Source organism: Aminobacter sp. MSH1 (genome assembly GCF_003071665.1).
GTDB lineage: Bacteria > Pseudomonadota > Alphaproteobacteria > Rhizobiales > Rhizobiaceae > Aminobacter > Aminobacter niigataensis.
Window position 1 is genome coordinate 1 of sequence record NZ_CP026266.1, and the last position, 23,878, is coordinate 23,878.

Annotated in this window: 22 protein-coding genes; 12 read left to right on the top strand and 10 right to left on the bottom strand. The window is 64.7% G+C overall.

Features of this window, described 5'->3' with window-relative positions; genetic code table 11:
- Positions 1-14 precede the first annotated feature (14 nt).
- The gene (locus CO731_RS26395; protein WP_108610082.1) at positions 15-884 is read right to left on the bottom strand and encodes an ABC transporter substrate-binding protein; all 870 of its coding nucleotides are present in this window, start codon (positions 882-884) and stop codon (positions 15-17) included.
- Between CO731_RS26395 and CO731_RS28905 the strand changes: the two genes are divergently transcribed.
- Entirely contained in the window at positions 883-1,155 is a 273-nt protein-coding gene (locus CO731_RS28905; protein ID WP_159091738.1) for a hypothetical protein, read from the top strand. The two genes, CO731_RS26395 and CO731_RS28905, sit on opposite strands and share 2 nt — an antisense overlap.
- On the opposite strand, the gene CO731_RS26400 is transcribed toward CO731_RS28905, so the two are convergent.
- The 4 genes from CO731_RS26400 to CO731_RS26415 all read right to left on the bottom strand — a co-directional run bounded on the left by CO731_RS26400 (position 1,136) and on the right by CO731_RS26415 (position 5,053).
- The gene (locus CO731_RS26400; RefSeq protein WP_108610083.1) at positions 1,136-1,951 is read right to left on the bottom strand and encodes an ABC transporter permease; all 816 of its coding nucleotides are present in this window, start codon (positions 1,949-1,951) and stop codon (positions 1,136-1,138) included. The two genes, CO731_RS28905 and CO731_RS26400, sit on opposite strands and share 20 nt — an antisense overlap.
- On the bottom strand, positions 1,948-2,835 hold the full coding sequence (locus CO731_RS26405) for an ABC transporter permease (RefSeq protein ID WP_108610084.1): 888 nt from the start codon (positions 2,833-2,835) through the stop codon (positions 1,948-1,950). Before CO731_RS26405 ends, CO731_RS26400 begins: the two co-directional genes overlap by 4 nt.
- A complete protein-coding gene (locus CO731_RS26410; protein WP_108610085.1) occupies positions 2,832-3,935 on the bottom strand; it encodes an ABC transporter ATP-binding protein in 1,104 nt (367 codons plus the stop codon). Before CO731_RS26410 ends, CO731_RS26405 begins: the two co-directional genes overlap by 4 nt.
- An 83-nt stretch (positions 3,936-4,018) precedes the next feature.
- Positions 4,019-5,053, bottom strand: a complete 1,035-nt coding sequence (locus tag CO731_RS26415) for an ABC transporter substrate-binding protein (protein WP_108610086.1) — start codon at positions 5,051-5,053, stop codon at positions 4,019-4,021.
- A 170-nt stretch (positions 5,054-5,223) separates the two neighbouring features.
- Between CO731_RS26415 and CO731_RS26420 the strand changes: the two genes are divergently transcribed.
- The gene (locus CO731_RS26420; protein ID WP_108610087.1) at positions 5,224-5,982 is read left to right on the top strand and encodes an FCD domain-containing protein; all 759 of its coding nucleotides are present in this window, start codon (positions 5,224-5,226) and stop codon (positions 5,980-5,982) included.
- The gene (locus tag CO731_RS26425; RefSeq protein ID WP_108610088.1) at positions 5,982-7,679 is read left to right on the top strand and encodes an AMP-binding protein; all 1,698 of its coding nucleotides are present in this window, start codon (positions 5,982-5,984) and stop codon (positions 7,677-7,679) included. Before CO731_RS26420 ends, CO731_RS26425 begins: the two co-directional genes overlap by 1 nt.
- 12 nt (positions 7,680-7,691) lie before the next feature.
- On the opposite strand, the gene CO731_RS26430 is transcribed toward CO731_RS26425, so the two are convergent.
- Genes CO731_RS26430 through CO731_RS26440 form a run of 3 tightly spaced genes read right to left on the bottom strand, consistent with a single transcriptional unit; the run spans position 7,692 to position 10,302 of the window.
- Positions 7,692-8,501 (bottom strand): enoyl-CoA hydratase/isomerase family protein, encoded by an 810-nt coding sequence (locus tag CO731_RS26430; protein WP_108610089.1) that lies wholly within the window; start codon positions 8,499-8,501, stop codon positions 7,692-7,694.
- Between the two features lie 18 nt (positions 8,502-8,519).
- The gene (locus tag CO731_RS26435; protein ID WP_108610090.1) at positions 8,520-9,512 is read right to left on the bottom strand and encodes an MDR family oxidoreductase; all 993 of its coding nucleotides are present in this window, start codon (positions 9,510-9,512) and stop codon (positions 8,520-8,522) included.
- 40 nt (positions 9,513-9,552) lie between these two features.
- On the bottom strand, positions 9,553-10,302 hold the full coding sequence (locus CO731_RS26440; protein ID WP_108610091.1) for a GntR family transcriptional regulator: 750 nt from the start codon (positions 10,300-10,302) through the stop codon (positions 9,553-9,555).
- Between the two features lie 144 nt (positions 10,303-10,446).
- On the opposite strand from CO731_RS26440, the gene CO731_RS26445 reads away from it, so the two are divergent.
- From CO731_RS26445 to CO731_RS26480, 8 genes are all read left to right on the top strand, one after another.
- Positions 10,447-11,850: an FAD-binding oxidoreductase gene (locus CO731_RS26445; protein WP_108610092.1), complete on the top strand. Its 1,404-nt coding sequence runs from the start codon at positions 10,447-10,449 to the stop codon at positions 11,848-11,850.
- A gap of 9 nt (positions 11,851-11,859) precedes the next feature.
- Entirely contained in the window at positions 11,860-15,345 is a 3,486-nt protein-coding gene (locus CO731_RS26450) for an indolepyruvate ferredoxin oxidoreductase family protein (protein ID WP_108610093.1), read from the top strand.
- Between the two features lie 144 nt (positions 15,346-15,489).
- Complete coding sequence (locus CO731_RS26455) at positions 15,490-15,681, top strand: WGR domain-containing protein (protein WP_245439995.1); 192 nt, start codon at positions 15,490-15,492, stop codon at positions 15,679-15,681.
- 320 nt (positions 15,682-16,001) lie between these two features.
- The gene (gene repA / locus CO731_RS26460) at positions 16,002-17,249 is read left to right on the top strand and encodes a plasmid partitioning protein RepA (RefSeq protein WP_108610095.1); all 1,248 of its coding nucleotides are present in this window, start codon (positions 16,002-16,004) and stop codon (positions 17,247-17,249) included.
- A gap of 11 nt (positions 17,250-17,260) precedes the next feature.
- Complete coding sequence (gene repB, locus CO731_RS26465) at positions 17,261-18,313, top strand: plasmid partitioning protein RepB (protein ID WP_108610096.1); 1,053 nt, start codon at positions 17,261-17,263, stop codon at positions 18,311-18,313.
- A 257-nt stretch (positions 18,314-18,570) separates the two neighbouring features.
- Positions 18,571-19,779 (top strand): plasmid replication protein RepC, encoded by a 1,209-nt coding sequence (gene repC / locus CO731_RS26470; protein WP_108610097.1) that lies wholly within the window; start codon positions 18,571-18,573, stop codon positions 19,777-19,779.
- A 251-nt stretch (positions 19,780-20,030) separates the two neighbouring features.
- Positions 20,031-20,435, top strand: a complete 405-nt coding sequence (locus tag CO731_RS26475) for an antitoxin Xre/MbcA/ParS toxin-binding domain-containing protein (protein WP_108610098.1) — start codon at positions 20,031-20,033, stop codon at positions 20,433-20,435.
- Positions 20,432-20,950 (top strand): RES family NAD+ phosphorylase, encoded by a 519-nt coding sequence (locus CO731_RS26480; RefSeq protein WP_108610099.1) that lies wholly within the window; start codon positions 20,432-20,434, stop codon positions 20,948-20,950. Before CO731_RS26475 ends, CO731_RS26480 begins: the two co-directional genes overlap by 4 nt.
- 17 nt (positions 20,951-20,967) lie before the next feature.
- Here the strand turns inward: CO731_RS26480 and CO731_RS26485 are convergent, their stop codons facing one another.
- Complete coding sequence (locus CO731_RS26485; RefSeq protein WP_108610100.1) at positions 20,968-22,134, bottom strand: tyrosine-type recombinase/integrase; 1,167 nt, start codon at positions 22,132-22,134, stop codon at positions 20,968-20,970.
- Between the two features lie 185 nt (positions 22,135-22,319).
- Between CO731_RS26485 and CO731_RS26490 the strand changes: the two genes are divergently transcribed.
- Positions 22,320-22,691 (top strand): hypothetical protein, encoded by a 372-nt coding sequence (locus tag CO731_RS26490; protein WP_108610101.1) that lies wholly within the window; start codon positions 22,320-22,322, stop codon positions 22,689-22,691.
- Here CO731_RS26490 and CO731_RS26495 read toward each other — a convergent pair.
- The gene (locus CO731_RS26495; protein ID WP_108610102.1) at positions 22,688-23,863 is read right to left on the bottom strand and encodes an aminotransferase class I/II-fold pyridoxal phosphate-dependent enzyme; all 1,176 of its coding nucleotides are present in this window, start codon (positions 23,861-23,863) and stop codon (positions 22,688-22,690) included. The two genes, CO731_RS26490 and CO731_RS26495, sit on opposite strands and share 4 nt — an antisense overlap.
- Positions 23,864-23,878: the final 15 nt, after the last annotated feature.

Sequence of the window (23,878 nt, forward strand, 5' to 3'; positions counted from 1 at the left end):
CCGGGCCGGATCTATTATTTGCGGATCTTGTCGGCGGCGTCGACAACGTAGGCTTCCTCGATCATCGCACTGGTCATGCCGTACTTGGCCATGATCGTCTTGTAGGTGCCGTTCTTGATCAGCTCGTTGACGCCTGCAGCCAGCATGTCAGCCGTCTCCTTGTCGCCCTTCGGAATGGCGATGCCGAGCGGCGCGACGTCGTAGAGACCCGGCACGACCACCATCTGGCCCTTGCTGGTCACTTCGAAATAGCCCGATGCGGTGGCGTCGTCGAGACGGGCGTCGATGCGATCTGAGAGTGCTGCCTGGATGATGTCCTTGCCTTCCGGGAAGATGCTCTTGGCGATCTCGGGCAGGCCCTTTTCCTTGCACTCGCCGCTCAGCCGGTCGGCGATGAAGTCGGACACGGCGCCGCCGATGACGCCGACGCGCTTGCCGCAGAGGTTGTTCTCGCCCTGGAACTGCGATGCCTTGTCGGCGGTCGTCGAAGCGACGATGCCAGACTTGATGAACATCACGAAGTCGACCTGCTTCAACCGGTCGTCGGTGGCGGCGAAGGTTTCCCAGGCGACCTTGAAGCGGCCGGCGGCGAGGCCGGGTACCATCGAGGGGAAGGGAATGCGGGTCACTTCGAGCTCGGCGCCGAGCAGCTTTGCGGTTTCCTGCGCGAGCTCGATGTTGATGCCGACCTGCTTGCCGTTTTCGTCGATGAATTCGAACGGCGCATATTCGAGAGTGTTGGCGATGATCAGTTTGCCGGTTTCCTTGACCTCAGGCGATTTCGGCAGCTCGGCAGCACCCGAAACGCCGGCGCCTGCGGCGACGGCCGTGGCGGCCAGTGCGGCGATCGCGGTGCCGCGCAGAAGCGAAAGATGTCGTTGCATGTCAGCCCTCTCCATTATGATGGGTAGTATGCCGGTTGCTTGCGCCCCGGCCAGTCCCTATCGCTGCCTTCCCCTCGAACGCCGCGAAGCGCCCTTCTTGTCTGTCGGCAGTGACATCAGAACCGTCTATTCTGATATTGAAATGTATTTTTATGGCTCATCTCTTGTCAAGCGAGCGGGCCCTTCCGGCCACACAAATCGCGCCGGAAATCAGCAGTTTTCCGGCGCGTGGCGGCATTTTGCCAGCCTGTTCAGAACCGCAGCGACCTGAGCCCGACCGTTCGATCGATGATCAGGATCGCGGCGAAGGTCATGAAGATGCTGAGCGAGGCGATCGCAGCGGCCGTCGGGTCGAAATTGAAGCGCAGGTAGTCGAACAATTCGAGCGGCAGCGTGTTGCTGCCGAGCGACTTCAACAGCAGCGAGATGTTGAAGATGTCGAAGGAGATGACGAAGGCAAACAGGCAGCCGGTGATGATGCCGGGCTTGATCGCCGGCAGCGTCACGCGCCGGAAGGTCATCCAGCCGCCGGCCCCCAGGCTACGCGCGGCTTCTTCCTGCGAGCGGTCGAAGTTGAACAACGCCGAAGACACGTTGAGGAAGACATAGGGGAAGGTGACGACGATGTGGCCGATCTGGATGCCGATCGAATAGTCGGTGCCGATCCGGATCTCGTAGAAATAAAACAGCAGCGCGATCGCCGTCAGGATTTCCGGCACCAGCAGGGGCGCGGTCATGATCAGGCGGATGTAGTCGCGGGCCACCGTCGCATGGCGGGCGACGTAGATCGCCGCCAGCGTGCCGATTACGGCGTTGACGATGGTCGATGTCGCGGCGATCTGGATCGAATAGAGCGTGGCGTCGAGGAAGCGCTTGTTCGAAAACAGCGCCTCGAACCAGCGCAGCGAAAACCCCTCGAGCGGGAATGCCAGGAACTCGCCCGAATTGAACGACAGCAGCACCACCAGCACGATCGGGAACATCAGGAAGATGTAGATCGCCGCGACAAGCACGGTGAAGAGGCGGTCCCAGATGGTCTTTTCGACGCCGCTCGTTGTACTTGTCATGGCAGCCTCCGCATCGCGCGCGCCGTAAGCCGGAGATAGAGCCCGACGAAGATGACAGCCACCGCCGCCATGATGATGGCAAGTGCGGCCCCAGCCGGCCAGCGGAAATTGTCGACGAGATATTGCACCACCAGAACCGACATGGTGCGCCCGCCGGTGCCGCCGAGCATGGCTGGCGTGACATAGGCGCTGATCGACAGCACGAACACCAGGATGGTGCCGGCCTGGATGCCAGGCATGCTGAGCGGCAGCGTCACTTTCCAGAAGGTGCGCATGCGCGAGGCGCCGAGCGAGCGCGACGCCATGGCGAGGTCGGGGCTGATCGCCTGCAAATTGCCGAGCAGCGGCAGGATGACGAAGGGCAGGAAGACGTGCGTCAGCGCGATGGTCACGCCGAGCGAGTTGTTCATCAGCTGGAGCGGGAAGTCGATCAGGCCGACGGCCTGGAGCGCCTGGTTGGCGACGCCGTTGTTGGAAAGGATGATCATCCAGGCAAAGGTTCGCACCACCAGTCCGACCAGCAGCGGCGACAGCACGAAGATGTAGAGCAGGCTGGTCCAGCGCGACCGCGACTTTGCAAGATGATAGGCAACGGGATAGCCGAGCAATAGCGAGATGACCGTGACGGTGGCGCCGATCAGCAGGGTGCGGCCGAGAATGCCCCAGATGTAGAAGTCGCCAAGCGCGGTGGTGTAGTGCGCCAGCGTGAAGCCTTCGCCGTAGACGGCGCGGGTGGAGGCCTCGCGCAGGCTCATGGTGATGATCGTCAGGTAGGGAAGCGCAAAGAAGCCGATGAGCAGCACCAGCGCCGGCACCACCATCCAGGTGGTGCTGCCGCGATTGCTTCGGCCCTCGACGCGCGGAGCGGCTTCGACAGCACTCATGACGCCAGCAGCCAGGTGTCGCGTGCGGCGAAGCGCAGGGCGACCTGTTCGCCGACTTCGAGCGGATTGCGGCCATTGACGTCGACGATCACGCGATCGCCGCTGCCGAGCTTGACGGCCAACTGGTTGGCGCTGCCCTGATAGACCGAATTGACCACCGAGCCGGCGAGCACGTTTTCGCCGCTGCCCGCCTCCTCCGCCCCTGCCCCTTGCTGGTGGCCTGACGCGGCTTGGCTGCGGGTGCTGATGTTCTCCGGCCGGATCATGATCTTGACCTCGGCGCCTTTGGAAAGTCCTGCCGGGCCCGTCGCGCCGATGCTTCCGCAAGGCGTCTCGACCTTGTAGCCGTCCTGGCCGAGCGCCTCGGCGATCTTGCCTGATATGGTGTTGGAGCGGCCGATGAAGCCGGCGACCGACTGCGAGGCGGGGCGCTCGTAGATCTCGCGCGGCGAGCCGAACTGCGAGATCGTGCCGGCATTCATCACCACGATCTTGTCCGACATGACCATCGCCTCGGCCTGGTCGTGGGTGACGTAGATGCTGGTGATGCCGACGCGCTGCTGCAGGTCGCGGATGAAGAAGCGCATTTCGTCGCGCAAGGTGGCGTCGAGATTGGCCAGCGGCTCGTCGAGCAGCAGCACGGACGGCTCGATGACCAGCGCACGGGCCAGCGCCACGCGCTGCTGCTGGCCGCCGGAAAGTTCGCGCGGATAGCGCTTGTCGTAGCCTTCGAGCCGCACCATGGCGAGTACGTCGGCGATGCGCCGCTGGCGGTCCGCTGGCGCGACCTTGCGCACTTCGAGGCCGAAGCTCAGGTTTTCCGCCACCGTCATGTGGGGGAACAAGGCGTAGGACTGGAACACCATGCCGATGTCGCGCTGTTCGGGCAAGGCGCGCGTCACGTCGCGCTCGCCGAACAGAATGCGGCCGGTATCCGGCCTCTCGAAACCGGCGATGCAGCGCAGCGTCGTGGTCTTGCCGCAGCCGCTGGGGCCGAGGAGGGAAACGAATTCACCCTGGCCGATCGGGATGGAAATGTCCTTGAGGATGTGCAGGTTGCCATACCGCTTATTGATACGGTCGATGGTCAGGGCGGTCATCCAGTGTCCTCGCGCAGTTCCCGGCCGGGAGGTGGGGTGCCTCCCGGCCATGCGGTTACGTCGTTGCCGGTCGCGGTGTGGCCTTACGCCATCTCCCGGTTCCAGCGGTCGGCGATCTCCGCCGCCTTGTCGACGTAGCTGTCCCAGTCATAGCTCTTGATCTCGGCCATGCGCGGGCCGACGATCGGCGTGCGTGCCTTCAGCGCGTCGTCGACGACGGACTCGCTGTTGCTGGGCGAGGTGTAGAAGGCCTTGGCCATGTCCTGCTGGACCTTGGCGTCGAGGATGTAGTTCAGGTAGGCGTGCGCGGCGTCCTTCTCGGCGCCGGTGGCGACCAGGTTGAACGACTGCTCGAAGGCGAGCACGCCTTCCTTGGGTGCGACGATCGCCACCGGTGCGCCCTTGTCCTGCAGCGTCATGATCTCGGTCCAGTCGACCGGCGCGATGATCGCGTCGCCGCGGATCAGGGCCGTTGCCACCTCGCCGCTCCACGAAGCCTGCGTGAACGGCAGCAGTTCCTTGATCTTGGTGAAGGCGGTGTCGAAGTCGTCGGGCCCGCTGCCGAACAGTTCGGCGACCAGGCGCAGGAACAGCACGGCGCCGGTATTGCCGATCTGGTAGAGGCCGGTCTTGCCCTTGAACTCCGGGTTTTCCCAGAGGTCGTGCCACGAGGTCGGCGCGGTCTTCACCAGGTCGGTGCGGTAGGCTAGGCCGATCGGCGAAACGATGGCGCGGATGCCCTTGGCGTCCTTGTTGATGAACTGCGGGAAGGTCTTGGCCGCGTTCGGCACCTTGGCGAGGTCGAAGGGCTCGAAGAAGCCCTCGGCGCGCAGCACGGCTGCGATGTTCTCGTTGCCCATGAAGATGCTGTAGGGCGAACGGTCGCCGCCGGCGCGGATCTTGGCAACGAAGTCCTTGCCAAGCCCGACGTCGAGCTGCGGCTGGATGCCGGTGGCAGAGGTGAGGCCCGGCAAGAGGTTCTCTTCCCAGAACTTGGCCCACAGACCGCCATAGGTCGGAACGACCAGTGACGATTGCGCGGAGGCCAGCCGCGGCAGGCTCATCGAGGCAATAGCTGCCGTCATACCGACGGCGAATTTACGCCTTGTCAGCTTCATCGGAAATTATCTCCCATGTTCCCACTGAAGTTCTTATTGTGGCTGCGTCGCGGGTTGAAAACGCTGCCCTGTTGGATCGAAGGCTTGCATTTTTGGATCAGGCGGTCAACAATTTAGATATTGTAATATTGAAATAATAAGAAGCGGCAACCGAGGGAGAGAATACGCGCATGGAGGAGGCCAAGCAGGCAGTCCAGGCTACCAAGAGCCTGGCACATCAGATCGCGACGGCGCTCCAGCAGGAGATCGTGCAGGGCGCGCTCAGCGTCGAGGCCCGGTTACCCTCCGAAGCCGAGATCGCGCAGCGTTTCGGCGTTTCGCAGCCGACGGTGCGCGAGGCTCTGAAGATCCTGGCGGCGAAGAAGCTGGTGCGTTCCAAGCGTGGCCCCAATGGTGGCGTCTTCGTCAATGCGCCTTCGCTCACCGCGGCCAGCCAGATGCTGCAGGAGATGACGACCTGGTTTGTCGGCCTCGGCGTCTTCGGGCTCAACGAGATCGTCGAGGCGCGCCTTTTGCTCGGCCGCACCTGCGTGCAGCTCGCCGCCGAGCGCGCCACGGCCGACGACCTTGAGTCGATCGAGGTGACGCTGGAGGCCTTCGAGCGCGACGACATCTCAGACGAGGAGTTTTGCCGGCTCGATGTCGCCTTCCACCACGCCATCGCCCAGGCGACCGGCAACAACGAGCTGCGCTTCATCATGCTGGTCGTCAACGACTCGCTGATCCCGGCAACCAACATGATTTCCTTCCGCTTCCGCGAGCGCGGCCGCGTCGTGTCGCTGCACGCCGACATCCTTAAGGCGCTGCGCGCCCGCGACGCATCGGCTGCCACCGCCGCCTTCGAGGAACTCATCGCCTATCAGTCGAGCGTCTACGAAAAGGCGCTTTCGGCGCGACAGGGCGATGCCCCCCAGAGGCACGAAGCCTGATGAGCCTGCTGGTGGCCCCGGGCCAGGAGCTGATCGAAGAGCAGCTTCAGGACGGGCGCCGCGTCTATCGCAGCTCGATCGCGCTGCCGGCCGAAATGCCGGACATTCTGGCACGGCTCGCCAAATGGGCGGAAGTACAGCCAGGCCAGGTGCTTCTGTCCGAGCCCGGCGACGGCGTCAGGCGTTCGATCAGCTACGGCGAAGCGCTTCGCCGGGCCCGCGCCATGCGAAAGCTGCTTGCCGATCACCATGGCCTCGCCAAGGGCGATTGCGTGGCGACCCTGGCTCCGGCCGGCATCGATGCGCTGGTGCTCAAGCTCGCCTGCCTTTCAGGCGGTTTGGTCCATGCGGCGCTGCCGCCCTTTCCTTTCCGCGACGGTGTTGAAAGCGAAGCGACGAAGCCGTTCCTCGATGCCGCCCAACCCAGGCTGATCGTGGCACCATCCGGCCATCCGGCCATCGAAGGCATGAGTGCCGTTTCGCTTGGCGAACTCGTACGCGATAGCATGGTCGGAGCCGTGCCTGGAGCGGACGAGGATGCCGCGCCTGAGGACTGGGCGGCAATATTCTTCACCTCGGGCAGCACCGGAACCCCCAAGGGCGTGCCGATCACGCGGGGTATGATCACGTCCAACCAGAGCGCCATCGCCGCGATGTGGCCGTTCGTGGCCGAAACCCCGCCGGTGCTGGTCGACTGGCTGCCCTGGCACCACGTCTTCGGCGGTCTCGACAATATCTTCAAGGTGATCTGGAACGGAGGCGCGATGCATGTCGACGCCGCCCCCAGCCCGTCGACCTTCGAGGCGAGTGTGCGGATCATGGCGGAGGTCTCTCCGACCATGCATATCGCCGTGCCACTGGGCCTGAAACTGCTGCTTGACCGGTTGGAAAACGACCAGGCCGCGGCCGCGGCTTTCACCCGCAAGCTGCGGGCCATCTTCTTTGCCGGCGCCGGCATCGACGCCGCGCTCTGGCGCCGGCTCGCCGACTTCCGCGACAGCCATGGTGATTTCCAGATCCTGTCGGGCTATGGCGCGACCGAAGCCGCATCGACGATCACGCTGTCGCCGGCGCCGCTGGAGCGCCCGGGCGAGCTTGGCCATCCCCTGCCCGGTCATCGCGTGGCCCTGGTCGACATCGATGGGCGCAGTGAGTTGCGCGTTTCGGGCCCCAACGTTGCGCCCTGCTATCTCATCGAGGGCCGCACGGTCCCGCTGCCGATGGACGAGCATGGTTTCTACCGCACCGGCGACGCCGGAGTGCTGCGCCAGCGCACGGACGGCATGCCCGTATTCGGCTTCGATGGCCGTCTTGCCGAGGACTTCAAGCTGTCGAGCGGGGTCAAGGTGCGCACCGGCCCGCTGCGCGCCGGCCTCATGGCGCAATGCGCGCCGCTCGCCGACGACATCGTCATTTCGGGCGAGGACCGCGACCGGCTGGTCGCGTTGGTCTTTGCCTCGGCGGCGGGCAGGGATCGTATCGGCGAAATCAGCGCGCGCATCGCCGGCTGGAACGCCGCCAACCCCGCAGGCTCGACGGCGATTGCCCGTTTCGACCTGGCGACGACACCGGCCGACCGCAGCAGGGGCGAACTGTCGGACAAGGGGCAGATCGTGCAGTCGCGCTACCTGCGCAACCATGCCGAACTGTTCGAGGCGCTGCAGGCGGGCGGAGGCCAGGCACCCAAGGGCGCCTGACCTGTTTCGAACTCAATCAAGGTCGCGGAACGGCTTCTCGCGGATGTCGAGGAACTCCTTCAGCGAATGCTCCTTGAGCAGCCGCATCCAGTAGCGCCCTTCCTCGGAACCATGCAGGATCGCCGTGGTTTCGCGGTTGTAGGTCCAGGAACTCTCCAGGCCTGCCGTCTGCTGCTGGTGGTTAAGGGCCGCCTTGGCGAACTTGATCGCCGCACCCGGCATGCGGGCGCACTTGCGCGCCAGCTTTTCGGCCTCCGCCCGCAACTGGTCGCGCGGCACCGCCTTGTTGACGAGATGGATGCGCTCCGCCTCGCGACCGTCGATCAGGTCGCCGGTATACATCAAATGCCGCGCATGGATCATCGGCACGGTCCAGGGCAGCATCAGCGTCGGCGGCGCCGAGACGTGGCGCACTTCCGGCTCGCCCAGCATCGCATCTTCCGCCGCGATGGTCATGTCGCAGCACATCATCAGCTCCAGCCCGCCGGCCAGCGCAAAGCCGTTGACGGCTGCGATGATCGGGATCGGCGCTTCACGGATGAACTTCATGCGGCGCATGTTGGCGCCGATGTCCTCGCGCCAGGCCTCCGTGTCCATCTCGAAATCTTCGCCGCCAAGGTCGAAGCCGGCGGTGAAGGCGCGCCCGGCGCCGGTGATGATGACCGCGCGGATCTCGGGATCCTTGACCGCGCGTTCGATCGCCGCCTCGAGCGCGTCGCCGAGCTCCTGGTTCATGGCGTTCATCTTGTCGGGCCGGTTGAGCGTCAGGGTGACGAACGCGTCCTGCGCGTCCTTTTCCCAAAGTACGACTTCGCTGCTCATGATGGTCTCCCTTCCCCCTTACGCGATTTCGATGACGACACGCCCGCGCACTGCACCCGCTAGGATGCGGTTGGCGAGTTCGGGCAGTTCGGACATCTTGTGCGTCTCGGTCATGGCCGACAGCTTGGTCCGGTCGAGGTGGTCGGCCAGCGTCTGCCAGGCCTTCTGGCGCTTGGGCAATGGCGCAAAGACGGAATCGACGCCGATCAGCGCTACGCTGCGCAGGATATGCGGCATCACGGTTCCGGGGAGGTTATGGCCGCCGGCAAGGCCGCAAGCCGCGACCGCGCCGCCATAGACCGTCTGCGCCAGAACGTTGGCGAGCGTTGTCGAACCGACGGAATCCACGGCACCGCTCCAGCGTTCCTTCTGCAGCGGCTTGACCTCCGCCGAAAGCTCGGCGCGGTCGAGGAAGGACGTCGCACCGAGCGAACGCAGGTAGTCATGCGTCTCTGCGCGGCCGGTCGAGGCAACGACTGTATAGCCCTTGGACGACAGCAGGCTGACCGCCGTCGAGCCGACGCCGCCGGCAGCACCGGTCACCAGCACCTCGCCCTTGCCGGGCTCGATGGTGCCCCAGTTCTCCAGCGCGTCGACGCAGAGGGCCGCGGTATAGCCGGCCGTGCCGATGGCCATCGCCTGCTCCATGGAAAACGCCTCGGGCAGGCGGATCAGCCATTCCGGCTTCAGCCGCTGGAAGCGCGTGTAGCCGCCCCACTCGGTCTCCGACATGCCCCAGCCATTGGCCACGACCCTGTCGCCGGCCTTCCATGCCGGCGAACGCGACTCGACCACCGTGCCGGCGATGTCGATGCCGGCGACCATCGGCAGGCGGCGGGCGATGCGGCCCTTGCCGGAAACGGCGAGACCATCCTTGTAGTTGAGGCTCGAATAGGCGACCTCGACCAGCACGTCATGGTCGGGCAGGTCGGCTTTGGTGATCTCGCGGAAGCCGGCGCGCGGCTTGCCGTCGACGTCTTCCAGCATCAATGCTGTGAAAGTCTCGCTCATAACGTTCTCCAAGAAATCATCGGGGTCGGATGGGCGCGCGTCAGCCGCGCTTGGCCTCGCGTTCGTCGCGTCGCTTGAGAGCGGTCGCGTAGCTATCGCGAAGATAGGTCAAAAGCTCGGAAAGCACAGCGGTGGCGGTCGCCGCGTCGCGCGCCTCGAGTGCCGCGGCTATCCGATCGTGGAAGTCGGCAACCGTGCGGCGCTCGCGCACCTGCGAAACGATCATGTTGGTGATCGGCATGAACGCCTCGACCACCGTGTACATCATCAGGCTGAGCGGGCCGTTGCCGGCGGCCTTCACCACCGAGCGATGGAAACGCACGTCCGAGGCGCAGAAGTCCTCGTCGCTGAGCGCGGGGCCACGCTGTAGCGTGATCTCCGTGCGCATGGCCGCCAGGTCGGCGTCGCTGCGCCGTTCGCAGGCCAGCCTGCAGCAGATCGCCTCCGTCTCCAGCCGCGCGCCGATGATCTCGTCGATGTCGAAGGCGCCGACGCCGACAAGAAGGGTCGCTGCCCCTGTTATCGCCGACGACAGGCCTTCGGGATCGGGGCGGCTGACAAAGGTGCCGCCGGTCGGTCCGCGCTGCGAACGGATGAGGTTTTGCGCTGCGAGCCGCTTCAGGGCTTCGCGCACGGTCGGCCGCGAAATGCCGAAGCGCTTGGCGAGGTCTTCTTCGGTGGGCAGGCGTTCGTCGATCTGCAGCCGGCCGTCAAGAATGGCGGCGCGGATCTTGTCGGCGACCTGCCGGGCAACGCCGGTGCGCACCACGTCCTGATATTCGATAGGCATCCGTCCTCCGTCGGTACGGCCTGAGCAGGCCGACATCCGTCTCGACATGGAGATAAACAATATAGGTTTGACAAATATTGCAAGCGAAATAAGCTTGCTTGAGACAGCGCCCGGAAATGGCTTCCTCCGGGCCATCCAGGCATCATGGCGCGACCGACCGATCAGGTTCTTTCCATTCTCCAGACGCGGCTCGACAAGGCTGCGATTCTGGCCGGCGATGCAATCGACCCGCGCTACAGCGACGACCTTTCCGGCGAACCGGGCGCCCAGCCCGAACTGGTGCTGCGCCCGCGCAATACGTCCGAGGTCGCCGAGATACTCAACGCCTGCAATGCCGCCCGCCTGCCTCTCGTCGTCCAGGGCGGACGCACCGGGCTGTCGGGTGGGGCACGGGTGCTGGCCGGCGAGGCGGTTCTTTCGCTCGAACGCATGACGGCCCTGCAGGAGGTCGAGCCGACAGCGGGCACCATCGTCGCAGAAGCCGGCGTTCCGTTGCAGGTCGTGCAGGAAAGGGCTGACGCGGCGGGCTTGGTCTTCGGCGTCGACATCGGCGCGCGGGGCACCGCGACCATCGGCGGGAACATCGCCACCAATGCCGGCGGCATTCGCGTGCTTCGCTATGGCAATTTCCGGGCGCAGGTTTTGGGCGTCGAAGCCGTGCTTGCCGACGGCAGTGTGCTGTCGTCGATGAAGGGCCTTTCCAAGGACAATTCCGGCTACGACCTCAGCCAGCTTTTTGTCGGCAGCGAAGGCACGCTCGGCGTCGTCACCCGGGCCTGCCTCAGGCTTCACCCCAAACCCGTCACCCAGTCCGCGGCCTTCTGCTCGCTGCCCTCGCTCGACGCTGCCTTCGGCTTGCTCAAGTTCCTGCGCGGCCGCCTCGGCAATCTGCTGTCCGGCTTCGAGGTCATCCTGGCGCCGCTGATGGCCGATATGGTCGCAGCGCTCGGGCTCACGGCACCTGTTGCACTTACCTCGCCCGTTTATGTGCTGACCGACATCCAGGGCATGACGCCAGGCGCCGACGAAGAGGCGTTCACCGAAGCGCTGTCGCAGGCGATCGAAGACGGGTTGGTCGAGGATGTCGTGCTGTCGCAGTCGGAGCGTGAGTACCAGGGCCTGTGGACGTTGCGCGACGACTGCAACCGTTTCCTGTTCGCCGAGGGCGCGATGCTCAGCCTCGACGTCAGCCTGCCACTGCCACGCATGGGCGCCTTCCTCGATCTGGCCGAGGCTGCCCAGGCCCACGCCGACCCGGCGGCGCGCGCCTATATTTTCGGCCATCTCGGCGACGGCAACCTGCACTACGTCGTCCGCACCGACCGGCCCAACGAGGTCGCCAAGGCGGTGTTCGACTGTGTTTCCAGGTCTGGCGGATCAATCTCGGCCGAACATGGCATCGGCCTCGACAAGAAGGCCTATCTGCACCTGACGCGAACGCCGGCCGAACTGGCCGCGATGCGACGCATCAAGGCAGCGCTCGACCCCAACAACATCCTCAATCGGGGCCGCATCTTCGACATGCCGCCTGCCCTGCCCAACGCCTGAGAATCCACCATGACCGTAGTGAAGTCCCCCGAAAACAGTGCCCCGGTGGTCGAGATGCCCTCGGCGCTCGACGAGCGCTACACACTGGAGCGCGGCCGCATCTTGGTGTCTGGCACGCAGGCACTGGTGCGCCTGCCGATGGTTCAGCGCCAGCGCGACCTTGCCGCGGGGCTCAACACAGCGGGCTATGTCTCGGGCTACCGCGGCTCACCCCTGGCCGGTTTCGATCGCGAGATGGGCAGTGCCAAGAAATATCTGAAGGCCAGCCATATCGTCTTCCAGCCCGGGCTTAACGAGGACATGGCGGCGACCGCCGTGTGGGGCACGCAGCAGACGGGTATGTTCCCCGGCGCGCGCTACGATGGCGTCTTCTCGATGTGGTACGGCAAGGGCCCTGGCGTCGACCGCACTATGGACGTCATCCGCCACGCCAATGCTGTCGGCACCAGCCAGCATGGCGGCGTGCTGCTGCTCGTCGGTGACGACCATGGCGCGGTGTCTTCCACCCTGCCCCACCAGAGCGAGCACAACTTGATCTCGGCCATGGTGCCGCTGCTGTCGCCGGCCGGCGTCGGGGAATATATCGACTACGGCCTGCTCGGCTGGGCGATGAGCCGCTATTCCGGCGCCTGGGTAGGCTTCAAGTGCCAGACTGAGATCGTCGAATGCTCGGCGACCGTCGATCTTGACCCGACCCGGCTCGAGATCGTCATCCCCGACCTGCCCCTGCCCGCCGACGGTCTGTCGATGCGCTGGCCCGACGGCCAGCAGGCGATGGAGCGCAGGCTCGAGACCAAGCTCGCGGCGGTGCTCGCCTTTGCCCGAGCCAATCGGCTCGACCGGCAGGTCTGGCCCTCCCCCACGGCCAAGCTCGGCATCGTCTCGACCGGCAAATCCTGGCTCGATCTCAAGGGCGCCTTGTCGCTGCTTGGCATCGACGAGGTGCGGGCGGCCGAACTCGGCATCCGCCTCTACAAGGTCGGCATGGTCTGGCCGCTGGAGCCGGAAGGCCTGCACGAATTCGCCGACGGGCTGGAGCAGGTGCTCGTCGTCGAGGAAAAGCGCTCGGTCATCGAGGAGCAGATCAAGTCGCTGCTGTTCAACCTGCCCGGCGACCGCCGGCCGCAGGTGTTCGGCAAGTCCGGGCCGGACGGCTCCCCTCTGCTGCCCTCGATCGGCGAGATCGGCGCGCTGTCGGTGGCGCGCGCCATCCTGAAATGGCTCGGCACGCAAGATGCGGGCCTCGCCGCCCGCGCGGCCGAGTTGTCGCAGGTCGGAGCCCCCTCCCATGCCGAACCGGGCCTGCTCAACCGCGAGCCCTATTTCTGTTCCGGCTGCCCGCACTCGACCTCGACAGTGGTGCCCAAGGGCAGCCGCGCCTCGACCGGTATCGGCTGCCACATGATGGTGATCGGCATGGAGCGCGACACCTCGACCTTTACCCAGATGGGCGGTGAAGGCGGCTCGTGGATCGGGCTTTCGCCCTTCACCGACGAGAAGCACATCTTCGTCAACATGGGCGATGGCACCTATTTCCATTCCGGCCTGCTGGCGATCCGTGCCGGCATCGCTGCCAAGGTCAACGCCACCTACAAGATCCTCTACAACGATGCGGTTGCCATGACCGGCGGCCAGCGCCATGATGGCGAGCTGTCAGTGCCATCGATCGTCGGCCAGGTGCTGGCCGAGGGTGCCAAACAGGTGATTGTCGTCTCAGAGCGTCCGCACCTGCTGGCAGGCCAGTTGCCGCGTTCGGTCAATGTGCGTCATCGCGATGAACTCGATCAGGTCCAGCGCGAACTGCGCGAGGTCGAAGGCGTCACCGTGCTGGTCTACGACCAGGTCTGCGCCGCCGAAAAGCGCCGCCGCCGCAAGCGCGGCACCTATCCGGTTTCACCCAAGCGCGCCTTCATCAACGAGCTGGTCTGCGAGGGCTGCGGCGACTGCTCGGCGGTTTCCAACTGCATCTCGATCGAGCCGCGCGAGACGGAGTTCGGCCGCAAGCGCGCGATCAACCAGTCGAGCTGCAACACCGACCTGTCCTGCACAAAGGGTTTCTGCCCGAGTTTCGTCACCATCGAGGGCGGACGCCTGCGCAAGCCGCGCGCCAAGGCCGTCGGCGGGGTCGACGCCGCATTGGCGGAACCGAACCGCCCTGCCCTCGGCACCGAGCCCTACAGCCTGCTCCTGACCGGCATCGGCGGCACCGGCGTCATCACCGTCAGCGCGATCCTGTCCCAGGCGGCCCATCTCGACGGCCTGTCGCTGGTGACGCTCGACCAGACAGGCCTGGCGCAGAAGAACGGCGCGGTCGTCTCGCATATCCGCCTGGCGCGGCAGCCCGAGCAGCTCAACGCCGCGCGCATCGGACCCGGCGAGGCCGACCTGGTGCTCGGCTTCGATCTCGTGGTCGCTGCCTCGCAGAACGCCATCGCCACCTTCGGCAAGGGTCGGACGAAGACGGTGGTCGACGATCACTTTGCCCCCACTGCGTCATTTGTGAAGGATAGCACCATCGACTTCCGCGAGGGCGCAACCTTGCGCCGGCTGCGCAATGCCGGTGGCGAGGACGCGCTCACCACCCTGCCGGCCATGAAGCTCGCGACGGCCCTGTTCGGCGACGCCATTGCCGCCAACATGTTCCTGCTCGGCCACGCCTGGCAGAAGGGGTTCGTGCCGATCAGCCGCGAGGCGATCGAAAAGGCCATCGACCTCAATGGCGCCGGCGTCGCGATGAACCGTGCCGCCTTTGCCTGGGGCCGGCGCTCGTCCGAGGATCTGGACTACGTCAGCCGCCAGGCGGGCATGTTGCCCGCCTCAGCTGCGCCCGAGGTCAAGACGCTCGACGAGATCGTCGCGCGACGCGTCGATTTTCTCAAAGGCTACCAGAACGCCGCCTATGCCGAGCGTTATCGTGCGCTGGTCGACAAGGCGCGGCAGGCCGAGACGCGGGCAGCACCTGGCCAGGAGGCGTTCGCCCATGCGGTCGCCAAGGCCGCGTTCAAGCTGATGGCCTACAAGGACGAATATGAGGTTGCGCGGCTGCATCGCGATCCGGCGTTCCGCCAAAAGCTTTCCGAGCAGTTCGAAGGCGGCTTCAAGCTCCAGTACAATCTGGCGCCGCCCATGCTGACCCGCGTCGATCCGCGCACCGGCCATCCGGCCAAGATCGCCATCGGCCGCTGGATCGAGCCGGCCTTCGCCGTACTCGCCCGCCTGAAGGGCCTGCGCGGCACGTCCTTTGATCCCTTCGGCCGCACCGCCGAGCGCAAGATGGAGCGTCGCCTGATCGCGGACTATTTTGCGCTCGTCGAAGACCTCATTGCACGGCTGGCGCCGGAGAACCTTTCGGCGGCCACCGAACTCGCCTGCCTGCCGGAAGAGGTTCGCGGCTATGGCCACGTCAAGCTCGCTTCCGTCGCGCGCTTCGAGAAGCGCAAGGCCGAACTGCTCGCAGCCTTTTCGCAGTCGGCGCCAATGGGGCAGGCGGCCTAGGCCGGCCTATCAACGCCCTGAATCGATCCCGGCTGACCGATTCAGCACTTTCATTGGACGCCAGATTCCGCCCTTGCGATTCTGGCGTCCATGGAACAGCCATCCCCAGCTTTGCATCTTCAGCGTCGTGACCCGAGCCGCAACATGGCGCGGTTCTATCGGCTGTCTGTCGAGCCGTCGCTGTTCGGCGATGCGGCTCTGGTCCGCGAATGGGGCCGCATCGGCACGTCGGGCAGGCGGCGCCTCGACTTGTTCGCCGACGCCGCCCAGGCCGATGACGCTCTGCGCCGGCTGGCCGCTTCTAAGCTCAGGCGCGGGTACCGCAACGCCGGTTGACAGCTGTCAACGAGTTCCCGACGGCCCCGAAACGACCTGGCTGCACGTCGTTTCGTCCCCGTCACAATGGTTAATTTCCGTTAACTATAAATAAGTTGACTCGACTCGGGCGCTCCAGCACCCTGTTACGGTAATTTGACGTATTTCGATGTGCCCGGCGTAACCGCTTCATCGATCCGTTATCCACGCTCCAGCACGTAAAAACTGGTGAAGGCGTAACCCGGATTCGGATTCCGCAGCGAATCGGCGCATAAACCGTAGCAGGCTTGTCTGGCCGTCGTGTAGCACGCGGCCGGGCAGCCGAGAGGGGACTAAAGAACTTGGCAGGGGCTGTTCAAACACGGGCGGAAAACGCGAGCGAGGAGGCGGACGTCGTGTCGACCGACCGCGCCATTGCTCGCGATGCCGAGATGCTTTCGGCACAGTTGCAGGCGATGCGCGACCGGCTGTTTTCACCGACCTCGAAGAAAGCATTGCGCAAGTTTTCGAGCGGCGAGGCAGCGCGCCTGATCGGCGTCTCCGACGGTTATCTCAGGCAACTGTCCATCGCCGGCGAGGGTCCGCAGCCCGAGACGGGGGCAGGCGGGCGCCGCTACTACGCACTCGACGACATCAATGGGCTGCGCCGGCATCTCGCCGAGCAGAACCCGACCAAGGCGCGCCACTACCTGCCGCGCCGCGACGCCGCGCGCGGCGAGCACATGCAGGTCATTGCCGTCACCAACTTCAAGGGTGGCTCGGGCAAGACCACGACCAGCACCCATCTCGCCCAGCATTTAGCGCTTGCCGGATATCGCGTGCTCGCCATCGACCTCGATCCGCAGGCCTCGATGTCGGCGCTGTTCGGCTATCAGCCGGAACTCGACCTGAACGGCAACGACACGCTGTACGGCGCGATCCGCTATGACGAGGAGCGCCGGCCGCTAAGCGATATCATCCGCCGGACCTATTTCGACGGTCTCGATTTCGTGCCTGGCAATCTCGAGCTGCAGGAGTTCGAGCACACCACGCCGCAGATGCTGGCTGCGCGCCAGGCCGGCGACAGCAAGGCGATGTTCTTTGCGCGTGTGCAGGAGGCGCTGCAGACCGTTGCCGACAATTACGACGTCGTCGTCATGGACTGCCCGCCGCAGCTCGGCTTCCTGACCTTGTCGGCGCTGTGTGCGGCGACCTCGGTGCTGGTGACCATCCACCCGCAGATGCTGGACGTCGCCTCGATGAGCCAGTTCCTGTTCATGACGGCCGATCTGTTGTCGGTCGTGCGGGAAGCGGGTGGCGAGCTCAATTTCGACTTCATGCGCTATCTGATTACCCGCTACGAGCCCAATGACGGACCACAGACGCAGATCGTTGGCTTCTTGCGCTCGCTGTTCGGCGATCGCGTGCTGACCGCGCCGCTGGTCAAGTCGACGGCTTTTTCCGACGCCGGCCTGACCAAGCAGACGCTCTACGAAGTGGCGCGCGAAAGCTTCAGCCGGGCCACCTATGACCGCGCCATGGAGTCGTTGACAGCTGTCAACGACGAGGTCGAAGGCCTGATGGTCAAGGCCTGGAACCGGGCAGGCTGAGGGAGGCTGAGATGGCACAGAACCGCAAGGATCAGCTCAAGGCACTGTTTGGCACCGGCGAGCCCGCACCGGTGGCGGCAATTCCGGCCGACAACCCGCCGATCAAGCCGATGGAAGCCGAAAGCCCGGCACGGGCGCGTAGCGCCTCAGGTGCCGTCAAGGCGATGGGACTTTCTCTCGGCGGTCTTTCCAGGGAGATCGAGGAAGCGCGTCGGCTCAAGGAAAGTCTCGATACCGCCGAGCGCGTGGCCCCGGTGGATACCGGATTGATTGAAGCATCCTTTGTCGCCGACCGGCTCGACCATGGCGACCACGATGCCGATTTTGAAGCGCTGGTGGCGAGCATCGAGGCATCCGGCCAGCAGGTGCCGGTGCTGCTGCGTCCGCATCCCGACAAACAGGGGCGTTACCAGACGGCCTACGGCCACCGCCGCGTGCGGGCTGCCGGCCGGCTCGGCGTTCCGGTCCTGGCGATCGTGCGGCCGCTCTCCGACATCGAGCTGGTTCTTGCCCAGGGCAAGGAAAACAGCGAACGCCGTGATCTCTCTTTCATCGAACGTGCGCTGTTCGCCCACGAGCTGATCGGCCGGGGGTTCGAACGCGGCCTGGTGCAGGATGCGCTGTCTCTGCACAAGGCGGAGATGACACGCTTCCTGCAGGTGGCGGATGCGGTGCCCGAGCACATCGTCCGCGCCATTGGCGCTGCGCCCAAGGTCGGCCGTCCGCGCTGGATGGCGCTGGCCGATCTGCTCAAGAGCGAGGCGGCTCGGGTCAAGGCGAATGACGAGATATCAAGCGCGCGGTTTCGCGAAGCAACCAGTGATGAGCGTTTCAACCTGCTGTTCACGAGGCTGCAGCGCAAGGTCGCCAAGACAGACGGCGCCCGTGAAATTCGCGACGGAAAGGGCAGGGCGGTGGCTCACCTGACGGTCGCCAAGGGCAAGGCCCGCATCGATTTCGTGGAAAAGGTCGCCGAGGGTTTCGAGGATTTTCTCGGCGAGGAACTGCCCAGGCTGCTGCAAAGGTTCGAGCAGGAGCGCGCGGACCCGGCCCGGCAGAACTAGAATTATCCACGTCTGGTGATCGGGCGCATGCTTGGAAGCAGCGCTCCAGCGGATGTGGAGCGTAGCGTGTCAGTACCTAGTGCGTAGAGGATTGGAACCAGAAGGATAGACGGTAAGAAAAAGGCCCCCGAAACGTCGCCATTCCGGAAGCCCTCATCAATGTAGCAATTGTGAGAGAATCATTTCCGGACCGACTTGTCAACTACTGGACGCGTTCCGGAACGCCTTTGGCTTGCCTCGACAAGAGGTAAACGAAGATGATCGAGCATATCTCGACGACGCCCTTTGGGCGGCGGTCGCTGTCGCTTGCCATGGTGGCAGGGCAGATGTCGGCCGACAGCTGTGCGCCAGGCGCTAGCGCCAACAAATGGCAGGTGTTTCGCGCCGTGTGCGAGGCCAAGGGTTTGCTGGGCGCCAGCGATCGCGCGCTGGCTGTGCTCAACGCATTGTTGAGCTTCCATCCGGACGCGGATCTCGCGGAAGGGGAGGGGCTTGTGGTGTTTCCTTCCAACGCGCAGCTGGCGCTTCGCGCGCATGGCATGGCGCCGGCGACGCTGAGGCGCCATCTCTCCGTGCTTGTCGACTGCGGCCTGGTCGTCCGTCGTGACAGCCCCAACGGCAAGCGCTACGCCCGCAAGGGTTCCGGTGGTGAGATCGAACAGGCTTTCGGCTTCGACCTGACGCCGCTTCTCGCACGTGCCGAAGAGTTTGAGCGCATGGCTGAGGCTGTTCGGGCCGAGAGGCGGGCGCTGCAGCTCCTGCGGGAGCGTATCACCATCCTGCGCCGGGACATTGCCAAGATGATCTCGTTCGGCCTGGAAGAGGGCATTGCGGCCGATTGGCAGCGCCTGCATCTCGAATACCGCGAGATCGTTGCGCAGATTCCGCGCACGGCAAGCCGGATTGAGCTCGAGCCGGTTGCGGTCACGCTGGCGTCATTGGCCCAGGACGTGCGCAAGATACTGGAAACTCACGTTAAAAGTGAAAAAACAAGCGCCAATGAGTCTCATTTCGAGCGCCACATACAAAATTCAAATACACAACCTCATGAACTTGAACCCGGCCTCGAAGAAGACCAGGGGGCGACGGGGGCGCAAAAGCTGGAGACCAGGAGCCAGCCGCCGACGGGATATCCACTTGGCATGGTGCTGCGTGCCTGCCCTGATATTGCCGATTACGCACGAAACGGCATTTCGGGCTGGGCCGATCTGGTGGAGACGGCGAATTTGGTGCGCGGCGCGCTCGGCGTGAGCCCGGATGCGTGGAACCAGGCCTGCGAGGCGATGGGGGCGGTGGACGCCGCGATCATGGTGGCAGCGATGCTGCAGAAGGGTGAAGCGATTGCGAGCCCCGGCGGCTACCTGCGCAGCTTGACTGCCAAGGCGCGTGCCGGCGAGTTCTCCATCGGGCCGGTGCTGATGGCCTTGCTTCGGAGCAGGGGAGGGGCTCAGGCGAGGGCGGGGTGAAGAACTGGCCGGTGAACCGCGAGAATGCCTGGTCGCCGACAGGTTGCGTCAGCAGCGGTTGTGGGCGCGGGATTGAGCCGCTTCGTTCAAGTGCGTCTCGCCCTGCAAAACTTAGCCGATGGCTGTGACGGGCAACCCCGGGAGTTTTCCACCAGTCCCAAATTCCCAGGCCAATTTCAGCTCGGCCAAGATTGCAGTCGACGGGGGATTGCCCTATATGTTGCCATACAAACCGGTCAAAGGATAAGGCAATGGCTACGCTGGCGAAAAAATCGGCTCAAGCTTTGGGCACCGGCGACAAGGCCCTGGTACTGACCTTCATGGATGGTTCGGGCCGGATTGCCATTGATCGCGTCGCCGACAGTTTCGGCATGTCCAAGACGCAGCTGGCCGAAACCGTCGGGTTGGCGCGGGAGTCGCTCTACAAGGCGGCACGTGTCGGTACCCTCAAGACGCAGGCACGGGTGCGCGAAATGCTCGAGATCATCAGCCGGGTGTCCGAATGGGCCGGCGGCAAGGAGCAGGCGATGGCCTGGTACCGGGCCCAGCCGATCCCGGCATTCGGCGGCAGGACTGCGGAAGCCCTGGTCAAGGACGGCAAGGCAGGTGCCGTGCGCGACTATCTCGACCACCTCGCTGTCGGTGGTTTTGCTTGAGGTTTTCAGGCACCTGCTACCGGGCGCACGACCCGCGCTGGTCTTTCCAGCCGATCTCTGGCGAAGGCGCGGCGAGACGGGGCGCGCGCTTCAACCCGAAGGGCACGCCGACGCTCTATCTGGCACTCGGCATCATGACCGCGGTCAAGGAAGCCAACCAGGGCTTCGCGCACCGTATCGATCCGTGCGTGCTGTGCTCCTATGAGGTTGATTGCGACGACATCGTCGATCTGCGCACGCAGCAGGCCCGAGACGCTGTGTCGGTTCGCTTCGAGGACATGGCTTGTGGCTGGATGAACTTCCTTGCCGAAGGGGAGCGGCCGCCATCCTGGACGATACACGACCGGCTTTTCCCGCAAGGGGTGGCCGGCATCCTGGTGCCCAGCTTCGCACCGGGCGCTGATGCAGAGGATCATAACCTGGTCCTGTGGAACTGGGACGGCAAGCCGCCGCACAAGGTCACTGTTATCGACCCTGATGGACGACTGCCGAAAAACCAGCTGTCTTGGGGCTGAAATGCGTCTCGTGGTGTTCAGATGAGCAGTCTCGCGGCCTTTCCGAGCTTGCGTTCGGCATCGTTGTAGTAGCTCGAGGCCTGGTTGACCGAGCGGTGCTGCGACTGCTGCATGGCGTCGAGCAGCGGGATGCCGCGCCGGGCGGCCTCGGTAAGATAGCCCGAACGCAGGCCGTGCGCGGAGAACTCCGCCGGATCCAGCCCAGCCTCGGCGATGCGGCGCTTAAGGATCAGATTGACCGCCTGCGGGGTCAGCGCGCGGCGCTGGAGATGGCCCCAGCGGTCGATCGCGCGGAACACCGGACCTTCGCTGATGCCGGCCCGGGCGATCCAGTCCTGCAGCGCCGTCACGGGCCGGCCGATCAGGTAGACGCCGGCTCCACCATCGGCGTTGCCGGTCTTGGTGCGGCCGAGACGGATCATCAGGCAGGGTAGTTTTTCCGGGCCCTCAGGATCATTGGGATCGGCCGGCACCGGGGCCTCCTCGACCAGATGTTCGACGCGCAGGGCGGCAACTTCGCTGCGGCGGCGGCCGCCAGAGGCGAAGGCGGTAACCAGCAGGGCGCGATCGCGGCAATCGACCAGGCTGTCGCCGGCACAGGCCTTCAGCACGGCTGCCAGGACGTCTGACGTGATCGCCTTCTGGCTCTTGCGCTGGCGCGTCCGATCGGTGGCACGCACGGCGGGCTTGACCGCGCTCTTGAGCCCAGGGGCGTTGAAGTGGCCCTGCATGCCGCGCCACTTGGTCAGCGTCGACCAGCTCGACAGCTTTCGCCGGACGGTGGATGGCGCATGCGGTTTCTTCCCCACCCGAAGCAAGCCCTGGGCGACAAGTACTGCAGACACCTTTGCCGGCATGCCATGCGACGCGTCGACCTCGCGTTTGGCTGGATCCCACAGATGATGGGCGACGAATTTCATCAGCAAGGCTTCCGGTGCCGGCCAGGGCAGGGGGGCTCGGGTTGCGGCGAGCGACCAGGCCTCGAGATAGGAGAGATCCGAGGCGAGCGCGCGCAGCGAGTTGTCGCCGATCCCTTCCATGGCCAAATGCTTCAGGGTGGCGACATCCTCGTCGGTCAGCAGTTCGGCCAACTGGGTGCGGCGGTCGAACGGCAGTATCGCATCAAGGGCGTCGAGCTGCTCTACGCGCTGGTCTACCGAGCCAGCTTGCGATGGTTTTGTCATATAGCCTTCAAATTGCCGGTGTTGGAACCGTGAAACGGGGCGATTCTAGCCGTTTCGCGCGCCAAAACAATCACTATCGATAAGGAGTCATTATCAATAGTTATTTTTTAACTTTGAGGAACCATCAGTTGGTAAAGCTATTCTTTATATAGCTTTAGGTAAGAGAATCGATTATAGCGTTAACAATGAGTTACCGGATCGAGTCCCTGCCCACGCAGCAGCTATTCGGCCCGGCCATGCAGGCAACCGAGGCGCTGGTCCGGCTCGACGAGCGCATCGCCCGATCGCCGGTGGCGAAAGGCTTTGTCGAGCGCAGCCATTTTGCCGATGCGGCGTCGTCATTGTGGCTCGATGGCGAGCTGGCCATGTCGAGGACCTGTGGCTGCTCGATGCGCATATGGACCGGCGCGCCTGACAAGGCGTATGAAATCCTGCGCCTCAGGCTGCAGATCCTCGGCAACAGGCCGGACTGGGCGCTCGGTCGCGAGGGGGGGCTACAGTATCAGAGCCCCCGGACTGCAAATCCCCCGGTTCATTCCAAAAGCAAACCGCATTAGCGTTCGGTTGCAGCCTGGAAGGCAGGAAGGCTTGCCTCGATCATGTCTGCAGTGCCCGTCAGGCTGATCCGGAAATCCGCGGGCCGGTCGAAGAGCGTTCCCGGCATCACGAAGACACCCTGATCCGCTAGTCTGCGGGTGAAACCAACCGAGTCCCCGCCGGGCGTGCGTCCCCAGAGGTAGAATGTGCCTTCTGGCTTGGTCATGCTGTAGCCCCATTGCGTGAGCGCGCCGTGCAGCCGGTCGCGCTTGCGCTGCAGTTCGCCGATGTCGATGCTAATCCTTTCAAGATCGGCGACCGCATATTGCAGCGGTGCATCGGGAAAATTCCAGCCGCCACCGACCTGCGAAGTTAACGCTGCCGCACGCAGGGCTTTCTTGTCGGCCTCGGGCATGGACGGGCAGATTGCGAGGTAGCCGATGCGCAGGCCCGGCGCGAGCAGGATCTTGCCATAGCTGTAGTCGATGAGCGTGTGAGGATAGACGGCGGCTGGGCTGGTGAAGGGCACGCCGTCGAAGCGGATGCGGCGGTAGGGTTCGTCGGACAGGATGAAGATCGGGCGGCCAAGCTCCGCCGACTTGCGGGTCAGCATGGCAGCGAGTTCGATCAGACGTTCCCGGCTGTAGATGACGCCCGTCGGATTGTGCGGGGTGTTGACGACCACGATCCGCGTGCGTGGCAAGATCGCGGCTTCGATGGCGGCCACGTCGAGGTCGAATGTTCCTTCTGCGAGCGGGACCGGAACCGGCACCGCATTGCGGGCGCGCAGCGTGGTAGCGTAGCAAAACCAGCCCGGCTGCGGGATGATGCATTCGTCGCCGGGGTCAAGCAGCAGGGAAAAGGCGAGCGCGATCGCACCGAAGGCGCCCTGTGTCATCGCGATGTCCTCGGGGTGGAACGGCAGCCCGAGTTCGGCGCCAAGGGCCTCGGCGATCACCGTGCGCGGTTCCTCTTCGCTGGTCTTGTAGGCGAACCAGTTCGCGCTTTTCGGCTCCATCCGGGCCTTGATCGCCGCCACCATCGCAGGCAGCGGCATTTCGTGCGGATTGCCGAAGGTGAGATCGGCGCGCACATCCTTGTCGTCGACGCCGTCGCGGTAGCTGCTGAAAAACCTGAAGACCGTGTCGATGGCGTCGGCCGACGAAATCGCGCGTGCGGACAGAATACTCATGGGGTCACTCCCGAT